We start from the raw sequence: 11,390 nt of genomic DNA on the forward strand, positions 1-11,390 counted from the left end.
TTAAAAGACACTGTCGATAGGACTCTATAACGTTTTTGCAGCATGAAGAGGATCCCTCAGCGATAAATATCGAAGTGCCCATTTTTTTGTATTTTAATATTATGTTAATTAATGTTAAAACTTTTGATTTTGTAGATCGAACGTCTTTTTTTTTATATTTTTAACTCCAGAATGCCTAAAATATATGAAAAAACTAACCTTTATCTTGTTTTTACTTCTTTCGTGTTTTACCTCTCAGGCTCAGGATAATTTCCTAATTAAAGGATCTGTTATAGATACAGCTTCCAATATTAAATTGAGCAACACCACCGTCAGTGTTTTAAATGCGCAAGATTCTATGTTGTATAAATTTACCAGAGCTGATCAAAATGGTAATTTTAAACTAGATCAGTTAGAGAAAGGTAAATATATCCTGCTCATTACCTATCCCAAATATGCGGATTATGTTGAGAATTTCACATTAGATTCCCTAAATGAAATTAACTTCGGATCGATTGATATGATCTTAAAATCTCAACTTCTGGCTGAAGTCGTTATCACCGGGCGGCAACCCATAACAATTAAGGGTGATACAACGGAGTATGATGCCGCAAGTTTTAAGCTACAACCGAACGCTAAAGTTGAAGATCTGTTAAAACAACTTCCGGGTATACAGGTAGATAAAGATGGTAAGATCACCGCACAGGGCCAGACGGTCAATAAGGTATTGGTTGATGGAGAAGAGTTCTTCGGTGATGATCCGACCCTGGTAACAAAAAATATTCGAAGTGATATGGTTGACAAGGTACAGCTTTATGATAAACAAAGCGATCAGGCTGCCTTTACCGGGGTGGATGATGGCCAGAAAACGAAAACCATTAATATTCAGTTAAAGGAAGACAGTAAAAAGGGTTACTTTGGTAAATTGGACGCTGGACTGGGAAATGATGAGTTTTATCAGGCGCAGGGGATGATCAACAAATTTAAAGGAAAGGAGAAGATGTCTGCTTACGGTACCATTGGGAATACAGGGAAGGTAGGGCTTGGCTGGCGGGATGCAGACAGATATGGTACCAACAATATGGAGTTTTCAGATGATGGAGGGATGATGTTTTATGGAGGCAGTGGTGACGACCTGGAATCGTTTAACGGGCAGTATAATGGAGAAGGGATCCCTTTGGCACGTACGGGCGGTTTACATTATGATAATAAATGGGATAGCGATAAGCAATCAATTAATACGAATTATAAAATAGGGACCTTAGATGTGGACGGCACAAGGAATAATCTGACACAACGTAACTTGCCTACGGGACTAATTAATGATCGATCTGATGAGACATTCAAGAATCATATGTTTCGGCATAAATTGGATGCCCGTTATGACATTAAACTGGACTCAACAACAAACCTCCGTATTTCATTGGATGGAACATTGAGAAACAGCGATACAGAAAACAGTTATATATCCGAGAGTAGAAATGGTTCGGGAGGATTACTAAATCAAAGTGAAAGGAAATTAACCAATAAATCCGACGACCGAATTTTTAATGCAACAGCGTTACTCACTAAAAAATTCAAAAAGGTAGGACGAACTTTTTCGTTAAATCTCAGTCAATCCGCCAACACCAATAAGACAGATGGATTTCTGAACGCCGAGAATGTATTTTATGGAAGTGGGGGAGCCGCTGATAGTGTTTCGGATATCAATCAATATAAAACAAATGATATAGTAAATAATTCTTTCAGATCCAATGTAACTTATTCAGAACCTCTTTTTAAGAATTTCGCTGTCGTATTGAATTACGGACTTAGCATTAATAACGGACATTCCAATAGGCGATCTTTTAATCAATCGAATACAGGAGCTTACGATGTACTGGATAGTTTATATAGTAATGACTATAAGTTGGACCAAACGTCCAATCAGGTTGGAGCTGTTTTTAATTATAAAACGGAGAAAACCAATCTCAACTTTGGGGCGAAGGTAAGCGATGTACGATTTAAACAACTTGATCGATACACAGATGACCTGTTTACCAGAAATTTTACAAACTTCAATCCACAGTTGAATTATCAATATAAATTTTCTCAGCAAAAGTCGCTGCGGCTAGGGTACAATGGGAACAATACACAACCCACAATCAATCAGATACAACCCGTTCGGGTGAATACGGATCCGCTCAACATTGTATTAGGTAACCCGGATTTAAAACCCTCTTTTACCAACCGCTTCAATCTGAGTTATTACTCTTATAAAGTACTTAGCAATCAGTATATTAATTTTTACGGTAGCTATTCGTTTACTACCAACCCGATCGTAAGTAATACGATTACTGACTCCGTTGGGAAAAGTACCTATCAATCTGCCAATTTAAAAGGAAGAAGCACCGCAAATTTTTACGGAGGTATGTACGCCGGCAAAAAAATAAAAAAATTGGATATGCAGATCGGATTAGATTTAAGTACGAATGGAAATGTATATTATAACCTGACCAATAATAACCTCAATGAAACCAAGTCATACACGTATTCAGGCAATTTGTCTTTATCAAAATACAAAGAGAAAAAATATGACTTTAATATAAATTTTGGACCGAGTTATAACACGTCCGAGTCGTCTCTTCAACCTGAATTCAACAATAATGGATGGGGGATGAATGGAAATGCCGGGTTTAATATTTATTTACCCGGTAGGATTCAAATAGGATCGGATGGAAACTACATGTATACACAGGCGACGCAATCATTCGATGAGAACTTTGAACGATTTATCCTAAACGCATATATCACTAAAAAGTTCTTTAAAGAAGAAAATCTTCGTTTTACTATTTCCGGTAACGATCTGCTAAATCAAAATGTCGGTTTTAATCGAAGCGCTTTTAACAATACGATTAATCAGAGCAGCTACACGACCATTCGCCGTTATTTTATGTTTTCCGTTACCTGGGAATTTAATAAAATGGGTACAAAACCATAAATGACTAGTAGAATGGCCCCTAGCTTCATTGCCATTAACGAAAAAATTAAACAAATGGAAAGAGATATAAGATTCATAACCTGGACTGCGCTGTTATTAATGATCAGTCATTTATCATATGGGCAGAATGTCCGTTTTATCAGTAGCGGAACTATAGAATATGAAAAAAAGGTGAACATGTACGCGAAATTGGCCAAGCGTATCACAAAGGAAAACTCAAGTTGGATGCAACAGATTTATGATCAGTACAAAAAAACACAACCACAATTTAAATCAGTTCAGGCTACCTTATCTTTCTCAAAAGATGCGTCTCTTTATAAACCGATAGAGACCAATGCCCCCTCCACAAATAGCTTTTTCAGTAATGACCCTACGATTGACTTAAAAAAAACCATCTATACAGATTTTAAAACCGATATATCCGTCAGTGAAAAGAAGCTGTTTGAAGAAATTTTCCTTGTGGAAGACAGTGTGAGGAAGATTAAATGGAAAATTACCAGCGAAACAAGAGAAATCGCCGGGTATGATTGTAGAAGAGCTAACGCCTTGGTAATGGATTCGATCTATGTTGTGGCCTTTTATACAGATCAAATACCTGTTTCGGGCGGACCTGAGTCTTTTACCGGTTTACCAGGTATGATTTTGGGTCTTGCCTTACCACATGACAATACAACTTGGTTTGCAACTAAAGTTAGTGATGTGCCGATACAACCATCACCCATTATACCTGCAAAAAAGGCTAAGAAAGTCAATAATGCAAGTTTGCTAAGTACATTAAAGGAAAGCATGGAAAATTGGGGAGAATATGCACAGGAAGTATTCAAGGCAATGATGCTTTAAGGTGTCAATTTTTTTTGTTAAGTTTATTCCTATATTCGGGATAAGCTATGCCTTCTTTTGACTGGTTCATTGTTGCAGAAATTATCTATACCCTCCTTGTTATCGGTGTTTGCCTGCGTATTATATATGAAACTCGATCGAGCACAAAAACACTGGCCTATTTACTTTTAACCATCTTTGTTCCGATTGCAGGTATTATTCTCTATTTTTCTATTGGTATAAATTATCGGAATAGAAGTATGTATAGTAAAAAGCTGCTGTCAGATCAAAGATTGCAAGAAAGACTTAAAATACAAATATATAAGTCATCTTTTGATGCTTTGCACAGCGTGGGAGATTATGGACTGACATATAAAGGACTTGCTCATATGATTTTAAAAGATATGATGAGTCCGCTAACAGCCAATAATGCCATAAAAATTTTGATTAATGGAGAGCAAACATTCAGGGAAATTTTACAAGCAATAAAGCAGGCTCGAGATCATATACACCTGGAATATTATACATTTGAAGATGATGTTATCGGCAATACCGTAAAAGAAGCGCTTATTCAGAAAGCAAGAGAAGGCGTGGAGGTGCGTTTTATCTATGATCATTTCGGGAGCCGATCGATCGATGGCGCGTTTTCGGCTGAACTAGCGGCTGCGGGAGTTGAAGTTTATCCTTTTCATAAAATTACATTCCTTTTATTGGCGAATAGATTGAATTACAGAAATCACCGAAAAATAATTGTTATTGACGGTCATACTTCGTTTGTTGGTGGAATTAATGTGGCAGATCGGTATATGAATGAAGAAAAGCAAAATGATGGGGTCTATTGGCGCGATACACACGTCTGTATTAAAGGGAGGGGAACATTATACCTTCAATATATTTTTTTATGTGATTGGAACTTTTGCAGTCCGAATAAACTTTACCCCGAACAGCGATTTTTCAGCGATCGGTCCGAAGAGGGGGGGGGGAGTCTTGTCCAAATCGTCTCGAGCGGGCCAGACTCGGTTTCTCCTTCCATTTTATATACCTTGCTCCAGGCCATAAGCACGGCAAAGGAGGAAATACTGATTACTACTCCCTATTTTATTCCAGGTGAAAGCTTAATGGATGCGCTGATTATTGCGGCACTGCGCGGTGTTAACGTAAAGCTGCTGGTACCCTACGTATCTGATTCAAGAATTGTTAATGCAGCAGCTCACTCATATTATGACGATCTTCTAAAAGCCGGCGTGCGTATTTTTCGTTATAAAAAGGGGTTCATCCATGCGAAGACCATTGTTTTTGATAATAAATTAGCAATCATAGGAACAGCGAATATGGATCAGCGTAGCTTTGACCTTAACTTTGAGGTCATGTCTCTTATACTTGATCCGCAAGTAGCCGAGGAATTACGTAAAATTTTCAATGAGGATCTACAAGACGCCGAAGAAATGAATACAGAACGTTGGGAACATCGGGCCAAATGGCGTAAACTTATGGAAAAGTCTGCCCGAATGATTTCTCCATTACTGTAAATATTATTGTTCTGTTAACGAAAAGTTAATAAAAGTTAGCTAAATTGCTAGTAGTAAAGGCTAATTTCATTAAGCATGAGAGTCAAACATAATTTTACCTTGTACCATTATCTTTTGTGGACCTTGATTTTCGTCTTCAAAAAGATACGGTATGTGTTGACCTATTGGTTAAAGTAAAGGGAAACTAAGTCGAGAAGATAATAATTCATCTTCCTTTCATTCTTCAGATGCAAAGGAGGTATTTGTGTCTTTTGCTTTGAACAAAAAATATCCTGTGTTTATAGACATAGGTTTTACGATCGAAAAAGACCTAAGAATCACTTTCACTTTTGTTATTTATGATATGTATATCACGTTGGGGATACGGCATGCTGATATTATGTTGATCTAATGCTTCCTTAATTTTTTGATAATTGGCATGATAAACGGGCCAAAACTCTTTGTTATTAACCCATCCTCTAATAACGAGCACAACGGCGTTATCGCCCAACGAATCCACCAATACTGCCGGTTTTGGATCTTTAAGAATTTGTGCATCACTTTCCAATACGCCAAGAATTACTTTTCTGGCGGTATCAATATTGTTGTTGTACGAGATGCCTATTTTGTATTCTGCCATTCGGGTAGAGTTATCAGATACATTATTAATAACCGCGTTAGCCAAAGGACCATTTGGTGCATATATAGTTGTGCCGTTTCCCGCTTTTAATGTCGTATACAAGATGTCTATTTTTAACACAGTTCCCGAAACGTTATTGTTCGTAGTTATAAAATGACCAACACGGAATGGTTTAAAAAGCAAAATTAAAACACCCCCTGCAAAATTAGATAAACTGCCCTGTAAAGCAAGACCTACAGCCAATCCAGCAGCACCCAACATGGTAACGAACGAGGTTGTTGGTACGCCTAATGTAGAAACTACACTTAAAAACAAAAGGACGTAGAGCAAAACGCGTATAATGCTTGTCAGAAATTCCGCAAGTGAAATATCGATTTTCCCACTGGTAAACCGTTTATGTAAAAAACGAATTAATACCTTAATCAACCAAATCCCTACAACTAATGTGACGATAGCTAATAAAAGTGAAGGAAGTTTGTCAGTAAACGAGTCAATTAAATTTTCAATGGTTCTTTCTACTCTACTGTTCATGGTTTATGTTTTTTTGCCTGTTTGAGAGGATATTGATAATATAACCCAAAAAAGCATTTACTGTTTCAAAAAACTTTTAATATGAAAGCTTGTGACTTTACACCCATAGTTGAAGGTGTATATGGATCATATTAAATTATTGAATCGTGATCGAATAACTGGCTTCAAATACGTGACCAGGAGCTAATGAAATCATTCCTTCCTTCTCTTCAATCGTTGCGGCTCCCGTTTCACTATCTGCATATCCTAACCAAGGTTCAATGCAAACAAAAGGTGCACCCGGTTTTGCCCAAATACCCAGTGATTTAAAATCGCCATAAGTAATGAGTAACGCATGTGGATGGTTTTTGCTGCGAATCGCTACGCGTTTACTGAGTAAGGTTTTAAAGACAAGTGCATCTGTGTCAAAAAGATGTTCATGTAATTGAAGTTTTTTATTGTCTAGTAAAATAGTTGATAACTCACCGTTAAAATAACCAGCTTCTGAAAGATGGTGGCGTTGCAGCGCTTCTTCCTTGTCGAACTCCAGGTAATAATCATCATAGCGTTCGTACGAAAAGAAAGGTACATTGAATGCGGGATGAGCACCTACAGAAAAGTATATCTGTTTGGTCTCAAGATTGATGACTTTATAAGAGCATTTAAGTAATTCGTTTTCCAGATGATAAATGACTTGAAATTCAAAATGGTAGGGATAATGGCGTAAGGTCTCTTGGTTATAACGTAGTGAAAAAATGGCATGTGTTTCTGAAGATTCAATAACTTGAAAATTTGTATGCCTTGCAAAACCGTGCCGCGCCAACTCATAGTTATCGCCGTCGATAACAAGTTTGTTGTCCTTCAAACCACCAACTATAGGGAAGAGATTAGGTGCATGCCAGGGCCAAAAACTTGGATCTCCCTGCCAAATATACTCGTGAGCCATATTCTTGTTATAAATCGAAGAGAGCTCAGCACCCTTTTTTTTGATGTTAACACGGATATATTCGTTGCTTAGTTTTATCATGTGAAATGGAAAGAGTAATTGTTATAGGGTAAAGTTAATAAAGGTTCTTTTTTTAAACAAGTTTGGGGTAATTGAACCATATTAAATTACCTGTTCCCATACTTATTTCGTCCCATTGATCTACATCAAAAGATAAAAATGCGATCGCACAAGTTGGGAAATCAATGGAAACATCACTACAAAGATACTCGGCTAACAAACTAATACCTGGATTGTGACCAAACAGCGCTATACAATCTAAATTAGCCGGAAATGAATTGATCACCTTGAGCAAGGCCTGAACATCTGCATCATAAACGGTTTCCTCTTCCTGTATATTTGCATCTGGAAACTTGAGTTCTTTGGCAAAAATCTTTGCGGTGGAAATTGCGCGATTAGCTGGACTGCTCACTAACCCATCTGGACGTAGATTTTGCAAATCCAATCTTTTAGCCATTATAGGAGCGTCTCTCAATCCACGTTTATTCAGGGGTCTATCAAAATCCGGAAGGTCAAAGCTCCAGTCTGACTTGGCATGACGGATTAAATACAGGTGTTTAGCCATAGCTTAATGTTTGTTCAATTTTTTTGACGATATCTTCTGGGCTAATACGTTCAATACAGGGAATCCCATCACATAAACAGGGTTTATTACCGTATATAGAGCTGGGTCTGGCAGGATGATTGAACTGCAAGCAGTCATCTTCTTTTTGGCCAAAGCCCAAAAAGCCGGCATAAGGGTGGGTTGGGCCCCAGACAGATATTACTCTTGTACCTACAAGGGAGGCCATGTGCATACCAGATGAATCCATGCTGAGCACGAGATCTAAGTTTGCCATTAAATCGAGTTCCCGAGCTAAGTCCACTGCACCTATTACGCTTGTAACATGTTTGTACTTATTCGCCCATTCCATTGCAATTTCTCTTTCTTCTCGGCCACCACCGAAGATAAAAAGTTCATAGCTGTGACTCAAGACACGAATCACTTCCTCCATCTTATCGAGCGGATACACCTTATATATATGTTGGGCAAAAGGAGCAACACCTATTCGACCGGACGAGGCTGATGCAGGAGTAAATTGCGGTATAAATACCGAAGGTAGCGGTCTCGTCTTTTTTACTAATTTATTTGTTATTTGAAAAGGAAATCCAAGCGACTGAAATACTTCCGCATAACGCACGATTGTATGTTTAAGTGGAATCAAATGTTTATCCTTAGAACGTGTTAAGGCTCTTTTTTCCATTCTTCCTTTATCAATCCTTTTTATTGGAACGGTAGTTAACCGAAAGAATGTCGAAAGAATACGACTACGAAGACTATCATGCAAATCAGCGATTCCGTCAATTTTATAGTTTCGCAGCTCTTGGAATAATTTATACAAACCACGTACGCCCTTATGTCGCTCTTTTGGATAAATAGGGTGGAAGCGTACTTGAGGAATTGTATCGAAAAAGGGTTTGAATAAAAATCTGCTTACAAAAATTATATTGATTTCGGGATGCTGTTCGCATAATTGCTGGATAACTGGCGAAACCATGGCGACATCACCCATTGCTGAAAAACGAAAAACTAAAATGTTTTTTTTATTCATGTGTTATTTCGGCCTATAACTTACTCCGAAGCTATTTATTTTTCGTTTGTATACAAGACCGGATTCAAGGAAGGATCATTATACATTTTCATTTGTTTGTATACTTTCATGTACTTTTTTCCTTTACTAATATCCTCAAGTAGTTCATCAATACTACCTGACAGGTCTTTTTGTTGTTCGAATAAAATATGCAATTTCCGGCTACATTGTTCACGATGTGCCGATGAGGCGTCCTGACGCTCAGCTTCTATTTGCATATGATATATTTTCAAGGCTAGGATAGAAAGTCGATCAATAGCCCAGGCAGGACTTTCCGTATTTATTGTCGCATTGGGTAACGTTATCACATCGTTAAATGCATTAAGATAATAACTGTCGATGTATTCAACGGTGTCCGTACGATCTTGATTAGATTGATCAATTCTTCTTTTCCACGTTAGCCCTGCTATCGGATCAATATTTGGATTGCGTACCTCATCTTCCATATGCCACTGCACGGTATCTATCCAGCATTTAAGATATAGCAAATGGTCCAGCGTATGTGGCTCATAAGGATTATTTATCGGTCGATCAATATCATTATGAATATGATAATCATGAATAGCTTGATGGAAGATTTTGTTAGCTTGTTGTGCGATCATGCTCAAAGATAATTATTTTATACTTGTTTTGCGAGAGCTAAAGTAGCTGTTCAATTTGTCCAGATCAAAACAATTGAGGCATTGCGAGGCTGTAAGTCCTCCTTTTCTTGCCACTAAAGTTCCGTAATACATATCCTGAAATCCTTCTACGCGATGGGCGTCGGGATTGATGGAAAGATAAACACCCTTCTCAATCGCATAACGGTGCCAGCGCCAATCTAAATCTAATCTTAAGGGGTTTGCATTGACTTCGATGGCTACCCCATTGGCAGCACAGGCATCGATTACCTTTTTATAATCAATGGGATATCCCTTTCTGCTTAACAGAAGGCGCCCGGTTGGATGCCCTAAAATGGTCGTATAAGGATTTTCAATAGCTTTAATTAAACGTAGGGTAGCTTTTTCTTCGTCCATTTTCAGGTTGGCATGCACAGAAGCAACTACAAAATCAAATTCTCTTAATAATTCATCCGGGTAGTCCAAAGAGCCGTCTCCCAAAATATCCGACTCAATACCTTTAAAAATCTTAAAAGGATATAATGTTTGATTTAACGAATCTATTTCCTCCCATTGCAATCTTACCCGGTCCTCTTTTAAGCCGTTTGCATAGACTGCTGTCCGAGAGTGATCACATATCCCTAAATACTGTAAATGAAGAACGTCTTTGCAATATAGAGCCATCTCTTTCAGTGAGTGAACACCGTCGCTATAGGTGCTATGATTATGCAAAGTGCCTTTTATATCGTCATAAGTTATAAGGTTAGGAAGTGTATGGTCATGGGCTTTTTGGACTTCATCCAAGCCTTCACGCAATTCAGGCTCAATAAAGTCTAAGTTTAATTGATGGTAAATTTCCTCTTCACTTTCCGCATTAGGAACTCCTTTTTCATAAAGTTGTTCGAGTAACGCGATGTGCTGTTGATTACCTGTGGTGATTAATAGGTGCTGAGAGAACTCATTTACGTTGCTTAAAATAAAATGTATAGGAAGACCACTTTCATGAACTGTCTGAATTTTATTTTCCTGATAATCAAATTGGATAAGTCGCTTATCTTTTTCAATATATGCCAATATTTCCTCGGCACTGGCAGTTGTAATCAATTCGACCGATGATAGTAATTCCAATTTGCGCCTGAAATCACCTGTATAACTCAAGAGATGTTGGCCGGAAAGCATCTCTTTGAGTGTATCAAAGATTGAGCTGGCTAACTTCTCTGCCTGGGAATACAAAAATAAACCTTGACTGGCCATATTAAACTCAATGGCCATCTTGATTTCTTCTTGTGTTTTTAGCCCGAATCCCTTTGCTTCGATCAGTCGATTCTCGTTACACGCATAGTAAAGCTCTCCTAATGTTTCGATTGCAAGCGTATTCCATATGATCAAGATTTTTTTTGGCCCCAAACCTTTTATTGTTAGCATCTCTAAAATGCCTTCAGGTGTTTTAGCGAGTAATGCCTCTAGATCCTCTATACAGCCCGTATGGATAAGCTCCCAAACTTTTGACGCTATGCTTTTGCCGATACCTTGCTCTGCGCTTAATTCTTGTTCCGTTTTATCAATAATTTTAAAAGGTAGCTTATCTAGCTTAAAAGCTGCATTAGCTATCGCTTTAGTTTTGAAGGAATTCTCGCCATGTAATTCCATCAATTGTGAAAGCAATCTAAATTTGCGGGATATAATTTTATTTTCCATTTCGATGTATTGTTAACGGG

Annotated in this window: 9 protein-coding genes; 3 read left to right on the forward strand and 6 right to left on the reverse strand. The window is 37.8% G+C overall.

Translation table 11 applies throughout. The annotated features are described in order from the left end of the window. Positions 1 to 184: 184 nt before the first annotated feature. The 3 genes from RYH73_RS20580 to cls are packed head-to-tail and all read left to right on the forward strand — an operon-like array spanning position 185 to position 5,307. Complete coding sequence (locus tag RYH73_RS20580; RefSeq protein WP_335315368.1) at positions 185 to 2,959, forward strand: outer membrane beta-barrel family protein; 2,775 nt, start codon at positions 185 to 187, stop codon at positions 2,957 to 2,959. Positions 2,960 to 3,013: 54 nt separating this feature from the next. Further along, positions 3,014 to 3,799, forward strand: coding sequence for a GLPGLI family protein (locus RYH73_RS20585; RefSeq protein ID WP_335315369.1), 786 nt, complete (start codon positions 3,014 to 3,016; stop codon positions 3,797 to 3,799). Between the two features lie 47 nt (positions 3,800 to 3,846). After that, positions 3,847 to 5,307, forward strand: coding sequence for a cardiolipin synthase (gene cls, locus RYH73_RS20590; RefSeq protein ID WP_335315370.1), 1,461 nt, complete (start codon positions 3,847 to 3,849; stop codon positions 5,305 to 5,307). A 310-nt stretch (positions 5,308 to 5,617) separates the two neighbouring features. Here the strand turns inward: cls and RYH73_RS20595 are convergent, their stop codons facing one another. From RYH73_RS20595 to RYH73_RS20620, 6 genes are all read right to left on the reverse strand, one after another. Next, positions 5,618 to 6,457 (reverse strand): mechanosensitive ion channel family protein, encoded by an 840-nt coding sequence (locus tag RYH73_RS20595; protein WP_335315371.1) that lies wholly within the window; start codon positions 6,455 to 6,457, stop codon positions 5,618 to 5,620. 136 nt (positions 6,458 to 6,593) lie between these two features. After that, positions 6,594 to 7,463, reverse strand: coding sequence for an aldose 1-epimerase family protein (locus RYH73_RS20600; RefSeq protein WP_335315372.1), 870 nt, complete (start codon positions 7,461 to 7,463; stop codon positions 6,594 to 6,596). Between the two features lie 52 nt (positions 7,464 to 7,515). After that, positions 7,516 to 8,007, reverse strand: coding sequence for a SixA phosphatase family protein (locus RYH73_RS20605; RefSeq protein ID WP_335315373.1), 492 nt, complete (start codon positions 8,005 to 8,007; stop codon positions 7,516 to 7,518). Next, positions 8,000 to 9,034, reverse strand: a complete 1,035-nt coding sequence (locus tag RYH73_RS20610) for a glycosyltransferase family 9 protein (RefSeq protein ID WP_335315374.1) — start codon at positions 9,032 to 9,034, stop codon at positions 8,000 to 8,002. The genes RYH73_RS20605 and RYH73_RS20610 overlap by 8 nt, the downstream gene beginning before the upstream one ends. A gap of 35 nt (positions 9,035 to 9,069) precedes the next feature. Continuing rightward, on the reverse strand, positions 9,070 to 9,675 hold the full coding sequence (locus RYH73_RS20615; protein WP_335315375.1) for a DUF4254 domain-containing protein: 606 nt from the start codon (positions 9,673 to 9,675) through the stop codon (positions 9,070 to 9,072). Between the two features lie 12 nt (positions 9,676 to 9,687). Further along, positions 9,688 to 11,370, reverse strand: coding sequence for a helix-hairpin-helix domain-containing protein (locus RYH73_RS20620; protein ID WP_335315376.1), 1,683 nt, complete (start codon positions 11,368 to 11,370; stop codon positions 9,688 to 9,690). Positions 11,371 to 11,390: the final 20 nt, after the last annotated feature.

Source organism: Olivibacter sp. CPCC 100613 (genome assembly GCF_036959255.1).
Classification (GTDB): Bacteria; Bacteroidota; Bacteroidia; order Sphingobacteriales; family Sphingobacteriaceae; genus Olivibacter.

Coding starts and splice junctions, on each gene's coding strand:
- RYH73_RS20600 (WP_335315372.1), bottom strand. CDS start 7,463: ATGATAAAACTAAGCAACGAATATATCCGTGTTAACATCAAAAAAAAG.
- cls (WP_335315370.1), top strand. CDS start 3,847: ATGCCTTCTTTTGACTGGTTCATTGTTGCAGAAATTATCTATACCCTC.
- RYH73_RS20595 (WP_335315371.1), bottom strand. CDS start 6,457: ATGAACAGTAGAGTAGAAAGAACCATTGAAAATTTAATTGACTCGTTT.
- RYH73_RS20610 (WP_335315374.1), bottom strand. CDS start 9,034: ATGAATAAAAAAAACATTTTAGTTTTTCGTTTTTCAGCAATGGGTGAT.
- RYH73_RS20620 (WP_335315376.1), bottom strand. CDS start 11,370: ATGGAAAATAAAATTATATCCCGCAAATTTAGATTGCTTTCACAATTG.
- RYH73_RS20605 (WP_335315373.1), bottom strand. CDS start 8,007: ATGGCTAAACACCTGTATTTAATCCGTCATGCCAAGTCAGACTGGAGC.
- RYH73_RS20615 (WP_335315375.1), bottom strand. CDS start 9,675: ATGATCGCACAACAAGCTAACAAAATCTTCCATCAAGCTATTCATGAT.
- RYH73_RS20580 (WP_335315368.1), top strand. CDS start 185: ATGAAAAAACTAACCTTTATCTTGTTTTTACTTCTTTCGTGTTTTACC.
- RYH73_RS20585 (WP_335315369.1), top strand. CDS start 3,014: ATGGAAAGAGATATAAGATTCATAACCTGGACTGCGCTGTTATTAATG.